The following is an 18,356-nucleotide window of genomic DNA, read 5'->3' as shown; positions in this document are numbered from 1 at the left end:
TGAAGGAAACCTTACATAGAAGTTATTAACAGTATTGATGTAACTATAAGGGTTACCAATAATAACAAAAGCCCCAATTTAATGAGGCTATATTTATAATATTAACAGTTTACGTTTCTATGTTATCTACTGCTCTACTTCGTCTTCAACTTCATCAGCTGCATCTTCTACAGCGTCTCCTGCTTCATCTATAACTTCTTCAACGTCGTTTTCTTTTTTTTCTCTACAGCCTGTAAATACTGTTGAAATAGTGAAAAGAAATAATAATGTGTAAATAATTTTTTTCATGATTAAATATTTTTGGTTTTTTTTTAGTTAATTACTTTTTTACCAAGCCTTTTAAAAGTGATAGTACAAATAATACTATAAATATGAAAAATAGAATTTTTGCTATTCCTGAGGCTGCCCCAGCAATTCCGCCAAATCCTAAAACGGCGGCTATAATGGCAATTATTACAAATGTGATTGTCCAGCGTAACATAATATTGTGGTTTTAATGATTAAATTTAAAGATTCGATTTTCGAACCCTACACTACAAAGATGCTTTTTTTACACTATTAAACTTAGCTCTAAAGCTACTTATGTTAACACATTTAATACATTGTTATTCAATATTTTACATTACAAATAAACTAAAAAAGACCCCAGCATTTACAAAAAAATGCTAAGGTCTACTTTCACTAACCAACTACTTCAAATTTAATTATAATTGTTGTTGTAGGTGTACGCTTTAAAGCAAAAGTTTTGCTCTATTGATTTTAAAATAAAAAAGCCCTTCTTTTGAGAAGAGCCTTGATTTTGTGCCTGAATTTTTTTTGGATTTTATCTTAAAATTCAGCCCTTAAGCGTATAAAATAATTTTTAATTAGTGCAAATCTTCCAATACCTTAATTTTAGATAATCCGTTTTCTATTTGATTTTTCTGTGAAATCAATAGAGACTTAGTACTTTCTGGAACACTCTTATCATTAATAATATCTTCATATTCTGATATGGCAGCCTTCTCGCCTCTTATAGCTTCCTCTAGCATAGACTCTTCATTATCAAAAGAAAATAAAGCTTTAACATCCATCCACGTTCTATGAACAGAGCCTGTTGCACTTCCGCCTTTATCTACATTTTCTCCAAAAGAAACAATTTCATTTTTTAAATCGTGTCCAAAATTATAACGCTCATCGGCTTTTTGCTTAAAATAGTTTTTTAAGGAAGGGTTATCTACATTTTCTGCTGCTTTTTTAAATCCTTTTTCAGCATCATAAGTTTTTTCTAATAAATCGTTTAATTTACCACTTAGGTTTTCTGTGTACGTACTCATATGTTTTAAATTTATATTAGCAGTAATTTATTTAAAGATGCCTACTGGTTTACATCTTCTAGTTGTTACTCTTCATCAAAATTAATAGGTTGATGGTTTTGGTTTTGGTTGTATTAGGTTTAATATTAATGCATTTCGTTTTTAAGCTTGTAAAAACTTGTGCCTTGTTTTTGCTGCTGTGGCATGGGACATTTAAAGTATATTATTAAATTAATTATGCATTTCCCGACATGTAAGTTTGGTACCCTTCGGCTAAACTCTTTTTTTGTGCTTCGGTAAATACTTTTCCTGCTAGTTGAAAAAAAGTATGCTCTTCGTCTTCTAGATGATGCTCTACTTTTTCTTTTAAATCTTTAGCAATTTTTAACCATGCAGATGATGTATAATCTGTTTTTTCTAAGGCTTCGAGTAATTCGTCTATTTCATGATGTTCTGCCACGCCATGTCTAGCTTTTTCCTGCATCATATCATTACTCATCAAAGGTTTGTAAAAATGGCGTTCTTCTGCATTAGCATGCATATCTAACTCGTGCTTAAGTTGTTTAAAAATAGTATCTCTGGCCTCCGTATCGCCAGAGGTACTTACCAAGCGTTGCAACAGGTTGCGTTGCGTGTCGTGATCTTTTCTGAGAGCTTCAAAAATAGTCGTCATAATATTGTATATTTTGTTAAATAAAAAATTGTTTGTAAAGTGCGTAATTAGTTAGCTACTAAATTGTTTTAACCTTATTACTAAATCAAATTTACTTTTAAGGCACTAGTAAACTTAGCGTTATCGATAGTTATATTAACTCAGAAATGTAAAATGAAGTTCTTTTAAGAAAGTTTAACAAAATAAGTTAAACTTTAACAAAAGTTGACGGTGCGATACCTGAATATTCAAATTTAGCCTATCTTTATTTATTAAGTAAGCGATGATATTTCTTACTAGTACGCACACTAAAAGCAAAGTACTGTTTTATTAAACTTGTTTAACAAACCTAACCATTACAAACCATGCAGCATATAAAAATTAATGCAGACACTTCTGCCGAAATCCTAACAGAAATAAAAGACGCCATAGGAGGAACTATACAAGAAACTTGGGGAGAGCATAAATTAATTATTAATAATTTGGTTGCTAAAGGCTATGTGAAATTTATTCCTTTTGACTATGGCGTGAGCCTACTTCATTACGACATTAAATTTTTTGAAGAAGTAGAGTTAGAGATTAAAGCTACAGAATTTAATCCTATTAGGTTTATATATAATTTGCAAGACGGATTTAAACACATGTTTGGTGTTGATAACAGTACGAAAAATATAGAACAATTTCAGTCTGTAATCTTTACAAATAAAACTAATGGCTCTAACAGTTTAATTTTCCCTAAAGATTCTAAAATAGAAATTAATATTATACATATTGTTAGAGCAAAATTTCTAAAAAAAAGAACCTCTAATATAGCTTCACTTAATGATAAATTATACGAAGTTTTTGTAGATACCGATCATGAACATCGTTTTTTTCACCATGGACGCTTAAACTTAAAAATGGCAGATTTTGTAAATGCTATTAAAAAAATAAAATCTAAGGGTATGTTAAGACTACTTAAAATTGAAGCTAAAGTGTATGAAATTTTAACATTACACATACAACAACATAACTTAGTAAACCAAGGTGTACCCCTGCCTACTTCTCTTATTAAAAGAGAACTAAAAATTGTACGCCAATTAGGTAAAAAAATAACCGAAAATCCCGCTAAAAATTATTCTTTAAATCAATTGTCTAAAGCATCTGGATTATCTCAGGTAAAATTACAAGATGGCTTTAAATTTTTATTTAACCGAACAGTTACAGAGTATATAAGACATATTCGATTAGAGACTTCGCGTGAGTTGATAAAAACGACAGATTTGAATATTTCGCAAATTGTTTACAGCATTGGTTTTACCAGCAGAAGCTATTTTTCTAAGATTTTTAAAGAAAAATATGGCGTTACACCCTACGAATACAAAAAACAGGTTTACATACCTGTTGCTGTGTAATTGTTTTAGTTTTTTACTAAATAAACTCTTTTAGACTATTCTATTTTAAAAGTCTAGATGAGTTTAAAGAAAAAGGTTTCAAAAAAATATATTTGAAACCTTTTTCATATTAACCTAACCTAACTAACTACTAATTATTTGAATAAATTACCTTAGTGTCTTTTATAGCATTGGTTGCTTCGCTCATTGAATTAAAATATTTGTATCTTGAATTAAACACGCGGTCTGGACGCTCCCCAACAATGTAATGCTTTACATTTAAATTGTCTGGTGCGTTAAGACTAACTTGGTCTGATACTCTTAATTTCTTATCACCAATACTTGTTGATTTTTCTTCTAACTGAGAAATAACATATAAGGTAGAACCACCTGCTCTAATTTCCTTAATATCTAATTCGTGTTCTTTATCGGTTACTTCAGCTTCTACCATTATATTTTGTTCAACTTTTTCGTAGTTGGAATTATCATCCTGCGGCATATCAATATCAATGTATGGCACTTCTACTTCCTCTTCCTCCATAACAATAACCACTTTAGGTATTTCTAGAGTTTTGGTTTTGGTGCCTACATTAACATCGGCCCAGTCTACATCAAAAGTTGGCAGTTGCCCTTCCTCTACTTCAACATCCATATCAACCTCTGGCAACTCTGCTTTTTTCTTTTGCTCAAAGTCGCAACTTGCAAATAATAATGCAATTACAACTAGCATACTCATTTTATATATTTTCATAATTTTATGTTTTAATTTGTTATTTAATTATTTTTTTTAGCAAGATCATAGCACCATACTTACTTAAAAGCTTAACTCCTGTTTGGATCCAATTGTAGGGTCTAAAATCTTCTTTATATTCTTCTTTCACAGCCTTAATTTCTTCCCACGCAATTTGTCGCTCTAAGTCTAGAACTTTTAGCGCTCTTTCTATACTTTCTTCGTTTTCATAAATCTTCATCTTAATCGAAAAATTTTTTAGATAGTTTCTTAATAACCCACTTATTTATTAGGCGTCTTAGCGCAAATGCTATTATAGATAGTATTAAAAACAGCAGACCTACCATTAAAAATCCAAAAGGATAACTTTGTGTAGATTCACCTACAAAGAGTGCTAAACCTACAGCACTAATTAAAACACACATTAGTGCTAGACTCCCAATAATTAAAGCTTTAAAAACTATACTTACTGAAATTGATAGCTGTTGGAATACCTTAAGTTTATAGTACTTTAAAGATGTTTTTACATATCTTTCACTTACTTCAACAGCTTTATCGTTGGTATTACTTATAGCGTCTACTAACCCCATCTATAGATTACGATTTTTGTATTTTTTTATTTCTTGCCTTTAATTCTGCAAGCTTTTTTTCTAGTGTATCAATTACATCATCTGCCTTGTGGCTTACATCTTGTACAATAGAATCTACTTGCTCGTCTAGTGTTTGTTTTTTAGCAGCTGTAGTTGCTACAACCTTTTCCTTTAGTTCGTTTGCAGATTCTGCTAACTTATCTTTGGCCAAGGTAGCCTCGTCTGCTATTCTTGCTCTTGTTTTGCTTCCTTTATCTGGCGCAAATAAAATGCCTAGAGTTGCTCCAATTGCTGTTCCGGCTAAAATGCCCAAAAAAGTATTTCCGTTATTACTCATAATATTTTATGTTTTTTTAGATTAAACTTTTATTCGTTACCACAAATTTAAGTCCAAAGCCCAAAATTTCTTAACACTAAAGATGAGAATCTTAACTTGTTTAAAATCATTATAATCGTTAGAGTTTTTAGTATTCGCGTTAAAGAAACCAGAGATTAGGTTGTATATTTAGAATTAAAAAAATTTTTGAAAATGGCAACACATATTACCACAACAAATCCTTACAACAATACATCGCTTGAAACGTATACGTATTATTCTTCTGAAGCGATAGATAACATATTAAATTCTGCCAACAATACATTTAAAACTTGGAAGAAAGCGTCCCTTTCTAAAAAAACAGAATTATTAAAACATGTCGCTGATAATTTATCTAAAAACAAAGAGAAGTACAGTAAACTAATGACTTTAGAAATGGGAAAACCCATTACAGAAAGTATAGCTGAAATAGAAAAATGCATGTATTTATGTGATTTTTATGCCGAAAATGCTGCGATATTATTATCAGATGAAATAATTGAAACCGACGCCAAAAAAAGCTTTATTTCCTACGATCCCTTAGGTTGTGTTTTAGGCATCATGCCTTGGAATTTTCCATTTTGGCAAGCCTTTAGATTTGCAATTCCAACCCTAACCGCTGGCAATACCGTGGTAATGAAACACGCATCGAACGTTACAGGATGCGCCTTGGCAATTCAACAGGTTTTTGAAGATGCTGGATACCCTAAAGGTTGTTTTAGCACTTTAATTGCAAACCATAACACCGTTGAAACTATAATTGAAAACGATATTATAAAAGCTGTTTCGCTTACAGGAAGTGAAAAAGCTGGACGCGAAATTGCTAAAATAGCAGGTGCACAACTTAAACCAACACTTTTAGAATTGGGCGGCAACAACGCTTGTGTTATTCTAAACGATGCTAATTTAGATGCTCATTTAAGCACTATTGTAAAAGCTAGAATGCAAAACACAGGACAAAGTTGCATTGCCGCTAAACGTTTTATTGTAGAAGCTGGAATTTACAACGAGTTTTTAAACAAGTTTACCGAAGCCGTAGCAACCCTAAATTTTGGAGACCCACTTTTAGAAGACACCAAAATAGGTACACTGGCAAGAGAGGATTTAGCAGATACACTAGAGGAACAAATTAAGGCATCTGTTACAAAAGGAGCTAAAGTACATTTCGGAAACACACGAAATAAAGCATATTACCAACCCACAATTTTAACCAATGTTACCCAAAATATGCCCGTTTTTACTGAAGAAACTTTTGGCCCCGTGGCAGCAATTATAAAAGTTTCTAATAAAGAAGAAGCCTATAAACTGGTAAGCAACACTAAATTTGGACTTGGTACCATGATTTTTACCGAAGCTGTAGAAGATGCAAGACAACAAATTATAAATATTGAAGATGGTGCATTTTTTATTAACGATATGGTGAAATCCGATCCTAGATTACCTTTTGGTGGCACAAAAAATTCGGGGTATGGTCGCGAACTTTCAAGAGAAGGTATCCTAGCATTTACTAATAAAAAAACAGTTTACGTAAAATAATTTCAGCTAACATCATTTATAAAAAAACTATGGCTATTATTGGAAATATTATAAAAGGAGTTATTAACTTAAAAGGCGCAATCACCACAGAACCCAACCCTATTGAAGCACAAAAACAAGTATTTAAAAACTTATTAGATACTGCCAAAGACACCCAATTTGGTAAACATTATAATTTTAAAAACATATTAAATTCAAATCAACCACAACAAACGTTTGCCAGCACCATACCTTACCACAATTACAAAAAAATGAAAGATGAATGGTGGCACAAAGTAATAAACGGTGAAACAAATATTACATGGCCTGGGGCGCCAGATTATTTTGCATTAAGCTCTGGTACTACCGGAAAAGAAAGCAAGCGTATTCCTGTAACCAATGCCATGATTGAAGCTATAAGGCAAACAGGCATAGACCAAGTATTTGCACTTAAGAACTTTGATTTGCCTGCCGACTTTTTTGAAAAAGAAATTATGATGTTAGGCAGTTCTACAGATTTAAACGAAAAAAACAATCATTTAGAAGGCGAAATAAGCGGTATAAGCGCAAGTAATATACCTAGTTGGTTTAGGGGCTACTACAAACCAGGGGAAAAAATTGCAAAAATTGATGATTGGGACGAACGTGTTAAGCATATTGCCAAAAATGCAAAACAGTGGGATATTGGCGCACTTAGTGGCATTCCTTCTTGGATGGAGCTAATGCTAGAGGAAGTTATAGCGTATCACAATGTAAAAAACATTCATGATATATGGCCAAACTTGCAAGTTTATACTTCTGGTGGTGTAGCTTTTGGGCCTTATAAAAAAAGTTTTAACGCACTTTTGGCTAAACCTATAACGGTAATAGATACGTATTTAGCATCAGAAGGATTTTTGGCATTTCAACAACGTCCAGAAACCAATGCCATGAAATTAGTAACAAACAATGGTATTTACTTTGAATTTGTACCTTTTAAACCAGAATACATAAACCAAGACGGTTCTATAACCAATGATGCGCCATGTTTAACCTTAGAAGAAGTAAAACCAGATGAAGATTATGTGTTAATTATTTCAACCGTTAGCGGAGCATGGCGTTATTTAATTGGTGATACCATAGCATTTACAAATATTGAGAAAGCTGAAATAATTATAACAGGGCGTACAAAGTTCTTTTTAAACACTGTAGGCTCTCAACTTTCAGTCAATAAATTAGATGATGCCGTACAACATTTAGAAGATAAACTAGATATTAAAATTCCAGAATATACCCTTTGTGCTAAAAGATTTGATGATGATTTTTACCATAGTTGGTATTTAGGTTCTGAAACTAAAAACACAAATACAGAACAAATTGCTGAGTATTTGGACAACTACCTAAGTAAAGCTAACAAAAACTATAAAGTTGCACGCTCTAAAGCCCTAAAAGGTGTAAAAGTTAAACTTATATACCCCAATATTTTTCATGAGTGGAGCGGTGCTAACAAAAAGAAAGGCGGACAAGTAAAAATGGAACGCGTTATGGGCGAAGATATATTTAAGGAATGGGAAACATTTGTGGCACAACACTAATTAGCACTAGTTCTTTGTTCAACCATTGCCATAATCTCTTCGGGAGATAAATAGTATTTTTTAATGCGCAGTTTATAACTATTGTCAATTTCGGCATGGTTTAAAATAAAATTTTTGGTTTTCAATATATAATCTGCCATTCCATGAGACACCGCATAGGTATCTGCAGCGCGTTCTGCTTCTTTTATATGATTTTCAGACATTAAATAGGTAATACCAAACCATAGCAATTCTAAATTAGATTTGTGTTGATAGTCTATAATATGTCCCAATTCATGCCCAAGCCAGCCAATCATAACATCTTTAGGAATTGCCTCTGTTTTAAATTCCTTACCGGCTATTTTTATATTTTTATTAATTAAAACTATATAAGAGCGCTTACTACGCCCTCTAAAAAAACTGCCAAATTTAGGTTGCGCCTGCATAGTAGATTTTTTAATGTGCGTTTTAAACTTAAAGGTTATTGCTACATTATCCAGTTCTGGAAAATACGATAAGGCTTTGGTTGCTTCCGCAGCAATACTATCAGGAAATATATGTTTGTTGTTATATGGCATTATTTGGTTTGTTAACAAAGTTAATACTATAAACAGTACTACCATTTTAAAAACAACCTTTCTATTCATCATTTTACGTATCATCTATTGCTTCTTATTATATTTTGGAAACACTACTATACAAGCGCTCCAACTTAAAATATAGAATATATCGTTATAAAAAAAGTATTGTAATAGCTAAAAGATTCTTAAAACCTTGTAAAACATACACCAAAACTTACTTTTACACTCCAATAATTTTAACACCCCTTATTTAACACTTTTACATCTCGATTTTTTTTTACCTTTGGGTAGTAGAGATGTCCAAATCTATCCATTGCACCTTTAACCGTTAGCTTATGTCTTTTCAACGCATTAGAGAAAAACTCAACATACTTGCCGATGCCGCAAAGTATGATGTGTCTTGTGCCTCTAGTGGCAGCAATAGAAAAAATACAAACAATGGTTTGGGCAACGCCTCTAGCATGGGTATTTGCCATACTTTTACTAAAGATGGGCGTTGTGTTTCGTTATTAAAAATTTTACTAACCAATCACTGTATTTTCGATTGTGCGTATTGTGTAACACGAAAAAGTAACGACATAAAACGTGCCGCCTTTAAAGTACAGGAAGTAGTAGATTTAACCATTAATTTTTACAGAAGAAATTATATTGAAGGCCTTTTTCTAAGCTCTGGTATTTTTAAAAATGCCGACTACACTATGGAGCGTCTTGTGGCTGTTGCCAAAAAATTACGTTTAGAAGAGAATTTTAATGGATACATACATTTAAAATCTATTCCTGGGGCGTCTGATGAGTTAATGCGAGAAGCTGGCTTATATGCGGACAGATTAAGTGTAAATATTGAGATTCCCACCAAAGAAGGCTTAAAAGCATTGGCACCAGATAAAAACCATGAGGATTTTATTAAACCTATGAAAAAGGTTAAAAATGAAATTATTCAGTATAAATCTGAAAAGAAAATAATTAAAAGCACACCAAAATACGCACCTGCAGGACAAAGTACCCAAATGATTATTGGAGCCAGCAACGAAAATGATATGCAAATTATGTACACTTCAAACTATTTATATAATACGTTCGATTTAAAACGTGTGTACTACTCTGGCTATATTCCTGTGAGTTACGATAAACGTTTACCTATGATAGGTACAGAAGTACCTGTTTTAAGGGAAAACCGATTATACCAAACCGATTGGTTATTGCGGTTTTATGGTTTTGATGTACGTGAAATTCTTAATCCAAAACACCCAAATTTAGATTTAGATATAGATCCTAAATTATCCTGGGCCCTTAGAAATTTAAATCAATTTCCTGTTGATATAAATAAAGCTGATAAAATGCTACTGGCCAGAGTTCCTGGTTTGGGCATAACTTCGGTTAACAAAATATTAAGTGCACGCCGCTTTAGAAATTTAAATTGGGAACATTTAAAAACTATTGGCGTAAAATTAAACAGAGCAAAATATTTTATTACCTGTAACTCCCGATATTTTGAAACTAAAGATTACTCTGCTTCCCAACTCAAACAAATTATAGTACAAAGTTCTAACAGTAAACACAAAAAAGCCTTTACCGGGCAATTGGCCTTATTTACCTAATGCAAGCAACTACCTTAGTTTACGATGGTTCTTTTAATGGATTTCTTACCACTGTTTTCGAAATCTACGAAAAGCGTATCGCTTTGCCCATCATAAAAAAAGAGACCGATTTTCAAAAAGATTTTTTTAGTGAGACAGATACCATTATTTCAAGTTCAGATAAAGCTAAACGTGTGTTTAAAGGCATAAAAAAACTATTAAAAACAAAAGGGTGTAACACCATATATTATGCGTTTTTAAGTGAAATAATTGGCGTAGAGAACACTTTGTATAATGTTATAAAATATGCCTTTACTACGCAACAAAACATCATTTCAGACTATAGCAATGTAGAGGTATTAGCGTTATCTAAAATTGCTAGAAAAGTAAGTAGGGAAAAACATAGAATGGAAGCTTTTGTGAGGTTTCAAGAAACAAAAGATGGTATTTATTTTGCTAATATCGAGCCAGATTTTAATGTGTTACCACTTATTAATTATCATTTTACAAAACGCTATGCAGATCAAAAATGGATTATTTACGATTTAAAACGTAAATATGGCCTGTTTTACAATCTTAAAAAAACAGAGATAATTACGTTAAACTTCAATGTAACTACCAAAAAAAAAGATTGGTTTACTTTAAACGAAAACGAGTACAAAACACTTTGGAAAGAGTATTTTGAAAGCACAAATATAGAAGAGCGCATTAATACCAAACTACACATACAGCATGTTCCAAAGCGCTATTGGAAATACCTAAGCGAAAAACAACCCTAGTTTTTTAGCTTAATAAAACACTATTGTTTTAATAATCAATGAATTGGTATTGTTTTTTTTCGTAAATTGTTATACACCAATTAAACCTAACATTATGAAATTACATACTTTTCTAATCCTAATTTTATGCATAGTTTTTGGCGCTTGCAACAATTCAAATTCTAAAACAACTCAAATTACTTCAGAAGAAGAAAACCAAGAAAAAACACCCTCTCTTTTGGGCGTATGGGAACGTACCAGTTTCTATAATTATGGCGAAAACGGCAAAGTAATGGACAGTTTTGCATCGTCTCATGCCAACAGGCACATTAAAATATTTACACCCACAAAAGTGATGTGGTGCAGAAATATTGAAGCAGATTCCATAGAATGGTTTGGTTACGGACGCTATACACTCACAGACAGTCTCTTAACAGAAGTTTTAGATTATGGCTCCGTTGAAATGAGCAAATATATTAAGCAAAATCCCGAATTTGTTTTCCATTATAATTTAGAGGAAGATAAATACAGCCAAATACAAATAGATGCTGAAGGGCACCCGCTTTTTGCCGAAAATTATATACGATTGGAATAAAGGTTTATTGATTATTACTGGTTAAATTTTATCTTTAAGGTTAAATACATAACATCATGAAGATAGTAGTTTTAGATGGTTATACTTTAAACCCAGGCGATTTAAACTGGAATGGCATAGAACAATTTGGAGCGCTAACCGTTTACGATAGAACACCTTACAACACTAAAGATATACTTAAAAATATTGGTGATGCTGAAATTATTTTTACCAATAAAACGCCCATTGGTAAAGAAGTTTTGTTAAACGCAAAAAACTTAAAATATATTGGTGTTTTAGCTACTGGCTTTAACATAATAGATATTGAAATCGCTAAACAGAAAAATGTTATAGTTACTAATGTACCAGATTACAGTTCTGTATCGGTAGCACAATTTACTATGGCGTTAATTTTAGAGTTGTGCCACCATGTTGGCGCACATCATATGGCTGTGCAACAAGGCGATTGGATACAAAGCAAAGATTTTTCGTTTTGGAACTTCCCATTAATTGAATTAGCAGGTAAAACCATAGGTATTTTTGGTTTTGGTAAAATTGGTAAGGCTACAGCTAAACTTGCCGAAGCATTCGGTATGCACATTTTGGTACACAATAGAACCATTTACCCAGAATTTGAAAGCAATAATTTAAAATTTGTTCCTTTTGATGAATTATTGGCTAAATCTGATTTTTTAAGCTTACACTGCCCGTTAACTCCAGAAACCAAAGACATTATTAATAAGAGCTCTATTGCTAAAATGAAACAAAATGCTTTTTTAATAAATACCTCACGTGGCCCGTTAATAAACGAAAAAGATGTTGCAGAGGCCTTAAATAATAATCAAATTGCTGGGGCTGCACTAGATGTAATTTCAAAAGAACCAATGGAAAAAAATAACCCCCTATTGGGCGCAAAAAATTGCATTATTACGCCACATATTGCATGGGCACCAAAAGAAGCACGCCAAAGGTTAATGCAAACAACAATTAATAATTTAAGAGCTTTCTTAGAAGGAAGCCCCGAAAATGTAGTGAATTAACCACTATTTTACTTTAGTATTAATTATTAAATTCAAAATTATACAGGATAATTTAATCCTGCACACCTATCGCATATTAGCACACCTCTTCTAGTATTTTTCTCTATTAAATTCTAGTAAAAAAAGTGTGTTTTCAACATTAAATTCAGCTGTTTAACAGTCTAGATCACCACACTAATTGTTAAAGTTAAATTTTTTACTAATTAAGTTAAGTCGAGCTATATTTTATTTACATATTTAGTTAAACCTTAACAAAATAAACATGTATGGACAATCCAAGTATTAAAAACGAAGACCAATATGTAGCCCTAAGAGACCAAGGTTACAGTAAAGAAAAAGCAGCCAGAATAGCTAACGCCCCAGAAGCAGAAAAAAAAGGTGGTAAAGCAAAACCCTACGAAGAAAGATCTAAAACAGAAATTTATCAGCTTGCTAAAGACGTAGGTATAAAAGGCCGCTCTAAAATGGATAAACAAGAACTCATAGAAGCTTTACGTAATAATTAAAAAGGTGATAGACGCAAAAACTATTCGGCAAATTTTTATTTTGCTGCTAATTACAGCAACAGGGGCATTAATTCTTAATGAAATGATGCCCTACTTATCTGGTATCTTAGGCGCTATAACCTTGTACGTTTTACTAAGAAAACCCATGAGAAAACTTACCCAAAAAGGATGGCATCCCTTTTTGGCTTCTGGTGCATTAATACTAGGCTCGTTCTTAGTTATTTTGCTCCCCATTACTGGGGCTGCATTTATGTTGGGTACAAAAGTAGAACAAGCCATCAACAACTCAGAGAAAGTCCTTAAAGCCATACAAAAACAAATGGATAATTTTAAATCATGGACAGGGCAAGACCTCTCGTCTCAAATAAATACTAGTGAAATTACCAGTTGGTTATCAGAAAACTTACAAAACTTAGCTGGTAATACTTTTAATGTTGCCATAGCGATCACCATAATGTACTTTTTATTGTTTTACATGCTTATAAACCGCAAAGCATTAAGCGAATCGTTATTTGAATACATACCGCTTAGCAAAGAGAATTTAAAAATTTTAGGGAAAGAATCTAGAGAAATGGTACGTTCTAACGCCATAGGAATACCTTTAGTAGCCGTTGCACAGGGTATTGTGGCGCTTATTGGATTTTTAATTTTTAATATAGACGACCCCTTCTTTTGGGCTGTTATAGTTACCATAGGCTCCATGATTCCTTTTGTTGGAAACATGTTGGGAACACTACCAGTTTTTATTCTTTCATTATCTAACGGTAATACATTTCAGGCATGGGCTATTTTAATTTATGGTATTGTAATTGTTGGCGCCACAGATAATTTAATACGGCTGTACGTACTACAAAAACTAGATAATGTTCACCCATTAATTACACTTATTGGAGTTATTATTGGTATTCCACTATTTGGCTTTATTGGTTTAATTTTTGGCCCTTTACTAGTTAGCTTGTTTTTAATTGTTGTTCGTATTTATAAAGAAGAATACGGCCACAAAGAAAAAAACGTATTGTAGCATTTTTTAAAATACAACGCACGTATTGCATCAAGATTTTCATGGTTAACGTTAACCTTTTAACCCTCTAATAAATAACTTGCATATAGAAGCCCGTATTAAGATGTTTGAATATATAAATCACTAATCAGATATTAATTATTTAAGCATTTTAAAGGCAAGTAAATAAAAAAAGAAAAAGACATAATTATGACCGACACAGAACAAATAAAGTTAGACAATATAGCAAACACAGATAACGAGATTATAGCCTTTTTAAAACAACGCTACAGCCCTAGAATATTTAGTGAAACTAAAATTGAAAACGAACATATTGCACAGCTTTTTGAAGCGGTACGATGGTCGGCCAGTTCAAATAATTTACAACCATGGCGCTTTATTTATGCTGAAAAAAACTCTGAAGCCTATGATAGAATTTATAATTGCTTAAGCGATTTTAATAAAAAATGGGCAAACAATGCGCCACTTCTCGTGTTAACAGCTTACAAAGAGAAGACCGATGATGGTAAAGATAACTTTCATGCGCTACACGATCTAGGACTATGCTTAGGAAACATGACGGTACAAGCACAGTATATGGGCATAGGTTTACACCACATGGCTGGTGTAGATTGGGAAAAAGCACACAAAGAGTTTAATGTACCTAAAGGCTATCACATAACTACTGCCATTGCATTAGGCTATTACGGAGGAGATTTAGAAACCCTACCCGAAGATTTACAACAACAAGAAACAGCACAAAGAACAAGACAACCAATTGCATCATTTGCATATAAAGATGGTTGGAAATAAACACATAACTTAAAAAAATATATAAGATGAAGATAGGAATTATAGGAAGTGGAAATATAGGAGGAAATTTAGGTAAACATTGGGCTAAAGCCGGACATAATGTACTATTTAGTTCTAGACATCCAGCTGAACTTAATAGTTTGGTGAAAGAAGCAGGTGAAAATGCACAAGCACAAAGTGTTACCGATGTTTTTGAAGCAGATGCCGATGTATATTTACTCGCAGTACCCTTCAAAGCTATAGATAAGATAGCTGAACTATACGCTGGGGAATATGGAAATAAAGTTATTATAGATGCTACAAACCCTTATCCAGAGCGAGATGGAGAAATGGCTCAAGAAGTAAGAGATGCCAATTATAATGCTTCGGAATATACCGCAATGAAATTTGGTACTGCAAAAACCGTAAAAGCTTTTAATACCATTAGAGCAGAACATTTAAGAGACTATGCGTTTAGGGATAACGAGAAATTAACAATACCTTACGCGGCTCAAGATTTAGAAAGCCGAAATATTGCAAAGCAATTAATAAAAGATATTGGCTTTGACACACTCTTTATTGGTAACTTAAGCGACACTAAAATAATGGATCCAGAACAGGAATTGTATGGTAAGTCGCTTAATAAATCTTCTCTTAAAGAACTAGTAGATAAACTGAGAAGTACAAGTAACTAAAACTAAAAATTATGGACAATGAATATGCAAAACACGAAAAAGATTATATTAGAGCCTATGAAGAGAAAGGCTACGTATCTCACTTTCGTATAGAATCTAACAAGTTAGTAAGCAACAATAACAATTATGAGTATAAGCCAATGGATGTACACGTAGTTGCTGAACATCGCTATGAAGGTATGAGTAACCCGTCTGACATGTCTATACTTTACGTACTAGAAACCAATAAAGGCGAAAAGGGTACTTTTTTATTGGCATACGGGCCAAATGCTGATGCTGATGCTGCTGAATTTTTTAAAAATATACCTATCACTAATATTTCTGATAAAGCAAACATCAATAAGTAATTCAAAATTTACAAATAGGTTTTATTAAAACAAAAACAACAGCTTTAGAGCAATTACTCTATAGCTGTTGTTTTTTTAATGTATATCGATATTATTTAATTAAACTATTTTACGAATTTTTCACCTTTTGTAGTAGATGATGTAGTTGGTGCTTCGTGCCCAAACGTTTTCTCTAAACCAGCAGAATCTACATCAAAAAACTTTAAAATTTCAGAGCGGTGCGCTATTAACATTACACTGTCGCCATTAACGGCTATGGGCTTTTGTAATAGTTCAGGACGCTTATTTATTATCTTAATCCAATCTGTTTTACTAAAACTATCTTTATCCCCATAATCACTCAAGTCTTCATTTTGTGTTGTAAATATCTCGTCAAATGGTACATCTAAATTATCCCTAAGTTCAACCCAAATAGTATCGCTTAACCCTTCTTTAGAAATATCTATAATCTCAACTTTCTTTTTTAACCCTTGCACATAGCCCAACACTTGTTTTCCTAAATGTGATGTTGAACTATATATGTAGGATAATTGGTTTTTATCTCTTGCTAACATTGGCATATTTTTTTTTATTAAATTAAACGTGTACCCTTTACTCTGCGGCACCTCTTGCAGGATAATCGTGCTCGGTAACATAATCTATAGCACTTAAAATATCGTTCCAATTGGGGCGAGCAAAGGGCATAGTTTGTATGGCACTAGCGTATAATGTTTTATCTGGTTTTACAAGAAACAACCCTGGTTCTGAGAATGCGTCTGGTTCTTTATCTGATATAGCATGCGAAATATATAAACCCCACGCTTTGGCATCTTTAATAGATAAACCATACGCTATTGGCAAACCTGCAACATCCCATTCTTGGTGGCTTTGTTTAGCTCGTTTTTCTGAATCGCAGCTAATGGCTATTAAGTTTACGTTACGCGCTTTAAATTCATCTAGCTTTTTGGATAAGCGTTCTAAATACGATTTACAAATAGGGCAATGTAACCCTCTGTAAAACACTAAAAAGGTGAATACTTGGTTGTTTTGTGCATCTAAATGCCATTGTGTATCGTTCACTAATGGCAAACTTAAATTTGGCACGTTATGTTTTGGCTTAATCATATATATTTTATTTTTTATTTTGTTGATCCTTTATGGTGTCAGAGTCGATATCAAAATCGTTTGTTTCAGATGTATCGTTACGCTTCGGATTTGTTGGATCGTGTTGTTCTTCTTTTCGTTTAAATTTCTTTTGATCTTTTATTTTTCCCATGATATTGTGTTTTTAATTATACTTTTTTATCTGTTAAATGGAATATAATTATCATCCGCAGATATAATTAACCCGAAGAAAATAATAATTGACTCAAAAGATAAAATTCTAAAAACCAGAATTTTGTCTTCTTTTTTTTTGATATCGTTAAAAAATTTTTTTTTTAAGCAAAAAGGTACGCTATTAATAAGGTACGTTTAATGGACTTTAATAAAAAAAGAAACAATATGAAACTTGAAGGAAAAAAAATAGCAATTTTAGCCACTGATGGCTTTGAAAAATCAGAATTATTTCAACCCTTAGAAACCTTAAAAAACGAAGGTGCTACGGTGCACATAATTTCTAATAAAGATGGAGCTATTAAAAGTTGGGACGACACCAATTGGGGCAAAACTATAAATGTTGACAAAACCCTAAACCAAGCAAATGAAAGCGATTACAATGCGCTAGTATTACCTGGCGGACAAATAAATCCAGATGTGCTAAGAATAGAAGATTCAGCCTTAAACTTTGTTAAAGCATTTTTTAAAAGCGGAAAACCAGTAGCTGCTATTTGTCATGCACCTTGGCTACTAATTAGTGCCGGTGTTATAAACGGTAGAAAGGTAACCTCTTATAAAAGTATAAAAGATGACGTTATAAATGCTGGTGGCAATTGGGTTGATGAAGAAGTAGTTGTAGACAGTGGCTTGATTACAAGTAGAAACCCAAAAGATTTACCTGCTTTTTGCAATAAAATTATAGAAGAAGTTAGAGAAGGCAAACACGAAGCACAACACGCGTAATTGAAAAAACCCTCACCCTTTTTCTACTAACAAAAAATAAAACTAAAATGATTATTAATTATGAAAGTGCCATAAAAGCATGCCAACAATGTTTGGTAGACTGCCAAAATTGTCTTGCGGAAATGGCAGGTAAGGAAAGTAAAAACCAATGTCCATATTGCTGTATGCAGTGTGTAGATGCTTGTTTAATTTGTATAAAATTTATGGTGGCAGACTCACCATTTGTTAAAAAATATGCACGATTATGCGCCGAAATTTGCGAGTGGTGTGCAGAACAATGTGAACAACACGACGATGCACATTGCCAAAAATGTGCTGCTTCTTGTAGAGCTTGTGCCCAAGAATGTAGAATGCACATGGCGTAAACACTAAAAATACCAATA

General features: G+C 32.6%; 26 protein-coding genes. 14 read left to right on the top strand and 12 right to left on the bottom strand.

What is annotated here, in order from left to right; all coding sequences use genetic code 11:
• Positions 1-126: 126 nt before the first annotated feature.
• The 4 genes from CLV33_RS17560 to CLV33_RS12950 all read right to left on the bottom strand — a co-directional run bounded on the left by CLV33_RS17560 (position 127) and on the right by CLV33_RS12950 (position 1,968).
• Positions 127-288, bottom strand: a complete 162-nt coding sequence (locus tag CLV33_RS17560) for a hypothetical protein (protein ID WP_162834943.1) — start codon at positions 286-288, stop codon at positions 127-129.
• 31 nt (positions 289-319) lie between these two features.
• The gene (locus tag CLV33_RS12960) at positions 320-481 is read right to left on the bottom strand and encodes a DUF1328 domain-containing protein (protein ID WP_042245474.1); all 162 of its coding nucleotides are present in this window, start codon (positions 479-481) and stop codon (positions 320-322) included.
• Between the two features lie 385 nt (positions 482-866).
• A complete protein-coding gene (locus tag CLV33_RS12955; RefSeq protein ID WP_042245471.1) occupies positions 867-1,316 on the bottom strand; it encodes a ferritin-like domain-containing protein in 450 nt (149 codons plus the stop codon).
• 214 nt (positions 1,317-1,530) lie between these two features.
• Complete coding sequence (locus tag CLV33_RS12950) at positions 1,531-1,968, bottom strand: hemerythrin domain-containing protein (protein ID WP_042245469.1); 438 nt, start codon at positions 1,966-1,968, stop codon at positions 1,531-1,533.
• Positions 1,969-2,312: 344 nt separating this feature from the next.
• On the opposite strand from CLV33_RS12950, the gene CLV33_RS12945 reads away from it, so the two are divergent.
• Positions 2,313-3,341, top strand: coding sequence for a helix-turn-helix domain-containing protein (locus tag CLV33_RS12945; protein ID WP_105474267.1), 1,029 nt, complete (start codon positions 2,313-2,315; stop codon positions 3,339-3,341).
• A 130-nt stretch (positions 3,342-3,471) separates the two neighbouring features.
• Here the strand turns inward: CLV33_RS12945 and CLV33_RS12940 are convergent, their stop codons facing one another.
• The 4 genes from CLV33_RS12940 to CLV33_RS12925 are packed head-to-tail and all read right to left on the bottom strand — an operon-like array spanning position 3,472 to position 4,977.
• Positions 3,472-4,071 (bottom strand): hypothetical protein, encoded by a 600-nt coding sequence (locus tag CLV33_RS12940; RefSeq protein ID WP_105474266.1) that lies wholly within the window; start codon positions 4,069-4,071, stop codon positions 3,472-3,474.
• A gap of 19 nt (positions 4,072-4,090) precedes the next feature.
• Complete coding sequence (locus CLV33_RS12935; protein ID WP_105474265.1) at positions 4,091-4,291, bottom strand: hypothetical protein; 201 nt, start codon at positions 4,289-4,291, stop codon at positions 4,091-4,093.
• A 1-nt stretch (position 4,292) separates the two neighbouring features.
• Complete coding sequence (locus CLV33_RS12930; RefSeq protein WP_105474264.1) at positions 4,293-4,640, bottom strand: hypothetical protein; 348 nt, start codon at positions 4,638-4,640, stop codon at positions 4,293-4,295.
• Positions 4,641-4,647: 7 nt separating this feature from the next.
• Positions 4,648-4,977, bottom strand: coding sequence for a YtxH domain-containing protein (locus tag CLV33_RS12925; RefSeq protein WP_105474263.1), 330 nt, complete (start codon positions 4,975-4,977; stop codon positions 4,648-4,650).
• A 192-nt stretch (positions 4,978-5,169) separates the two neighbouring features.
• Between CLV33_RS12925 and CLV33_RS12920 the strand changes: the two genes are divergently transcribed.
• Both CLV33_RS12920 and CLV33_RS12915 read left to right on the top strand, forming a co-directional pair.
• Positions 5,170-6,531, top strand: coding sequence for an NAD-dependent succinate-semialdehyde dehydrogenase (locus CLV33_RS12920; RefSeq protein ID WP_105474262.1), 1,362 nt, complete (start codon positions 5,170-5,172; stop codon positions 6,529-6,531).
• Positions 6,532-6,560: 29 nt separating this feature from the next.
• Positions 6,561-8,084, top strand: a complete 1,524-nt coding sequence (locus tag CLV33_RS12915; RefSeq protein ID WP_105474261.1) for a GH3 family domain-containing protein — start codon at positions 6,561-6,563, stop codon at positions 8,082-8,084.
• Here CLV33_RS12915 and CLV33_RS12910 read toward each other — a convergent pair.
• Positions 8,081-8,713, bottom strand: coding sequence for a hypothetical protein (locus tag CLV33_RS12910; RefSeq protein WP_244906434.1), 633 nt, complete (start codon positions 8,711-8,713; stop codon positions 8,081-8,083). The genes CLV33_RS12915 and CLV33_RS12910 overlap by 4 nt on opposite strands.
• 266 nt (positions 8,714-8,979) lie before the next feature.
• On the opposite strand from CLV33_RS12910, the gene CLV33_RS12905 reads away from it, so the two are divergent.
• The 9 genes from CLV33_RS12905 (at position 8,980) to CLV33_RS12865 (ending at position 15,933) form a co-directional block, all read left to right on the top strand.
• A complete protein-coding gene (locus tag CLV33_RS12905) occupies positions 8,980-10,242 on the top strand; it encodes a putative DNA modification/repair radical SAM protein (protein ID WP_042249745.1) in 1,263 nt (420 codons plus the stop codon).
• Positions 10,242-11,000: a TIGR03915 family putative DNA repair protein gene (locus tag CLV33_RS12900; RefSeq protein WP_105474260.1), complete on the top strand. Its 759-nt coding sequence runs from the start codon at positions 10,242-10,244 to the stop codon at positions 10,998-11,000. Before CLV33_RS12905 ends, CLV33_RS12900 begins: the two co-directional genes overlap by 1 nt.
• Before the next feature lie 94 nt (positions 11,001-11,094).
• On the top strand, positions 11,095-11,574 hold the full coding sequence (locus CLV33_RS12895; RefSeq protein ID WP_105474259.1) for a hypothetical protein: 480 nt from the start codon (positions 11,095-11,097) through the stop codon (positions 11,572-11,574).
• A gap of 56 nt (positions 11,575-11,630) precedes the next feature.
• Complete coding sequence (locus tag CLV33_RS12890) at positions 11,631-12,593, top strand: D-2-hydroxyacid dehydrogenase (protein ID WP_105474258.1); 963 nt, start codon at positions 11,631-11,633, stop codon at positions 12,591-12,593.
• 266 nt (positions 12,594-12,859) lie between these two features.
• The gene (locus tag CLV33_RS12885) at positions 12,860-13,099 is read left to right on the top strand and encodes a DUF7218 family protein (protein ID WP_105474257.1); all 240 of its coding nucleotides are present in this window, start codon (positions 12,860-12,862) and stop codon (positions 13,097-13,099) included.
• A complete protein-coding gene (locus tag CLV33_RS12880; RefSeq protein WP_170064020.1) occupies positions 13,095-14,120 on the top strand; it encodes an AI-2E family transporter in 1,026 nt (341 codons plus the stop codon). The genes CLV33_RS12885 and CLV33_RS12880 overlap by 5 nt, the downstream gene beginning before the upstream one ends.
• Before the next feature lie 189 nt (positions 14,121-14,309).
• Positions 14,310-14,912 (top strand): nitroreductase family protein, encoded by a 603-nt coding sequence (locus CLV33_RS12875; RefSeq protein WP_042245445.1) that lies wholly within the window; start codon positions 14,310-14,312, stop codon positions 14,910-14,912.
• 26 nt (positions 14,913-14,938) lie between these two features.
• Positions 14,939-15,586 carry an NADPH-dependent F420 reductase gene (locus tag CLV33_RS12870; RefSeq protein WP_042245441.1) on the top strand — a complete coding sequence of 216 codons (648 nt, stop codon included), beginning with the start codon at positions 14,939-14,941 and terminating at the stop codon, positions 15,584-15,586.
• 11 nt (positions 15,587-15,597) lie between these two features.
• On the top strand, positions 15,598-15,933 hold the full coding sequence (locus CLV33_RS12865) for a hypothetical protein (RefSeq protein ID WP_105474255.1): 336 nt from the start codon (positions 15,598-15,600) through the stop codon (positions 15,931-15,933).
• A gap of 104 nt (positions 15,934-16,037) precedes the next feature.
• On the opposite strand, the gene CLV33_RS12860 is transcribed toward CLV33_RS12865, so the two are convergent.
• From CLV33_RS12860 to CLV33_RS17555, 3 genes are read right to left on the bottom strand one after another with little or no spacing between them, the layout of a single operon-like run.
• Entirely contained in the window at positions 16,038-16,487 is a 450-nt protein-coding gene (locus CLV33_RS12860; protein ID WP_146109742.1) for an arsenate reductase family protein, read from the bottom strand.
• 37 nt (positions 16,488-16,524) lie between these two features.
• Positions 16,525-17,037 (bottom strand): peroxiredoxin-like family protein, encoded by a 513-nt coding sequence (locus tag CLV33_RS12855; RefSeq protein ID WP_105474253.1) that lies wholly within the window; start codon positions 17,035-17,037, stop codon positions 16,525-16,527.
• Between the two features lie 7 nt (positions 17,038-17,044).
• On the bottom strand, positions 17,045-17,188 hold the full coding sequence (locus CLV33_RS17555; RefSeq protein WP_162834938.1) for a hypothetical protein: 144 nt from the start codon (positions 17,186-17,188) through the stop codon (positions 17,045-17,047).
• 227 nt (positions 17,189-17,415) lie between these two features.
• Here CLV33_RS17555 and CLV33_RS12850 point away from each other — a divergent pair, with 227 nt between their 5' ends.
• Positions 17,416-17,973 carry a type 1 glutamine amidotransferase domain-containing protein gene (locus tag CLV33_RS12850; protein WP_105474294.1) on the top strand — a complete coding sequence of 186 codons (558 nt, stop codon included), beginning with the start codon at positions 17,416-17,418 and terminating at the stop codon, positions 17,971-17,973.
• Positions 17,974-18,020: 47 nt separating this feature from the next.
• Positions 18,021-18,338, top strand: coding sequence for a four-helix bundle copper-binding protein (locus CLV33_RS12845; protein WP_081956248.1), 318 nt, complete (start codon positions 18,021-18,023; stop codon positions 18,336-18,338).
• Positions 18,339-18,356: the final 18 nt, after the last annotated feature.

Origin of the sequence: Jejuia pallidilutea (assembly GCF_002973595.1) — a bacterium.
GTDB lineage: Bacteria > Bacteroidota > Bacteroidia > Flavobacteriales > Flavobacteriaceae > Jejuia > Jejuia pallidilutea.
The sequence above is the reverse complement of the archived record's forward strand: the minus strand, read 5'-3'. Positions and strand labels throughout refer to the sequence as shown.

Coding starts and splice junctions, on each gene's coding strand:
- CLV33_RS12900 (WP_105474260.1), top strand. CDS start 10,242: ATGCAAGCAACTACCTTAGTTTACGATGGTTCTTTTAATGGATTTCTT.
- CLV33_RS12950 (WP_042245469.1), bottom strand. CDS start 1,968: ATGACGACTATTTTTGAAGCTCTCAGAAAAGATCACGACACGCAACGC.
- CLV33_RS12865 (WP_105474255.1), top strand. CDS start 15,598: ATGGACAATGAATATGCAAAACACGAAAAAGATTATATTAGAGCCTAT.
- CLV33_RS12945 (WP_105474267.1), top strand. CDS start 2,313: ATGCAGCATATAAAAATTAATGCAGACACTTCTGCCGAAATCCTAACA.
- CLV33_RS17560 (WP_162834943.1), bottom strand. CDS start 288: ATGAAAAAAATTATTTACACATTATTATTTCTTTTCACTATTTCAACA.
- CLV33_RS12850 (WP_105474294.1), top strand. CDS start 17,416: ATGAAACTTGAAGGAAAAAAAATAGCAATTTTAGCCACTGATGGCTTT.
- CLV33_RS12855 (WP_105474253.1), bottom strand. CDS start 17,037: ATGATTAAGCCAAAACATAACGTGCCAAATTTAAGTTTGCCATTAGTG.
- CLV33_RS12925 (WP_105474263.1), bottom strand. CDS start 4,977: ATGAGTAATAACGGAAATACTTTTTTGGGCATTTTAGCCGGAACAGCA.
- CLV33_RS12955 (WP_042245471.1), bottom strand. CDS start 1,316: ATGAGTACGTACACAGAAAACCTAAGTGGTAAATTAAACGATTTATTA.
- CLV33_RS12895 (WP_105474259.1), top strand. CDS start 11,095: ATGAAATTACATACTTTTCTAATCCTAATTTTATGCATAGTTTTTGGC.
- CLV33_RS12860 (WP_146109742.1), bottom strand. CDS start 16,487: ATGTTAGCAAGAGATAAAAACCAATTATCCTACATATATAGTTCAACA.
- CLV33_RS12930 (WP_105474264.1), bottom strand. CDS start 4,640: ATGGGGTTAGTAGACGCTATAAGTAATACCAACGATAAAGCTGTTGAA.
- CLV33_RS12870 (WP_042245441.1), top strand. CDS start 14,939: ATGAAGATAGGAATTATAGGAAGTGGAAATATAGGAGGAAATTTAGGT.
- CLV33_RS12910 (WP_244906434.1), bottom strand. CDS start 8,713: ATGATGAATAGAAAGGTTGTTTTTAAAATGGTAGTACTGTTTATAGTA.
- CLV33_RS12885 (WP_105474257.1), top strand. CDS start 12,860: ATGGACAATCCAAGTATTAAAAACGAAGACCAATATGTAGCCCTAAGA.
- CLV33_RS12915 (WP_105474261.1), top strand. CDS start 6,561: ATGGCTATTATTGGAAATATTATAAAAGGAGTTATTAACTTAAAAGGC.
- CLV33_RS17555 (WP_162834938.1), bottom strand. CDS start 17,188: ATGGGAAAAATAAAAGATCAAAAGAAATTTAAACGAAAAGAAGAACAA.
- CLV33_RS12905 (WP_042249745.1), top strand. CDS start 8,980: ATGTCTTTTCAACGCATTAGAGAAAAACTCAACATACTTGCCGATGCC.
- CLV33_RS12940 (WP_105474266.1), bottom strand. CDS start 4,071: ATGAAAATATATAAAATGAGTATGCTAGTTGTAATTGCATTATTATTT.
- CLV33_RS12875 (WP_042245445.1), top strand. CDS start 14,310: ATGACCGACACAGAACAAATAAAGTTAGACAATATAGCAAACACAGAT.
- CLV33_RS12935 (WP_105474265.1), bottom strand. CDS start 4,291: ATGAAGATTTATGAAAACGAAGAAAGTATAGAAAGAGCGCTAAAAGTT.
- CLV33_RS12960 (WP_042245474.1), bottom strand. CDS start 481: ATGTTACGCTGGACAATCACATTTGTAATAATTGCCATTATAGCCGCC.
- CLV33_RS12920 (WP_105474262.1), top strand. CDS start 5,170: ATGGCAACACATATTACCACAACAAATCCTTACAACAATACATCGCTT.
- CLV33_RS12890 (WP_105474258.1), top strand. CDS start 11,631: ATGAAGATAGTAGTTTTAGATGGTTATACTTTAAACCCAGGCGATTTA.
- CLV33_RS12845 (WP_081956248.1), top strand. CDS start 18,021: ATGATTATTAATTATGAAAGTGCCATAAAAGCATGCCAACAATGTTTG.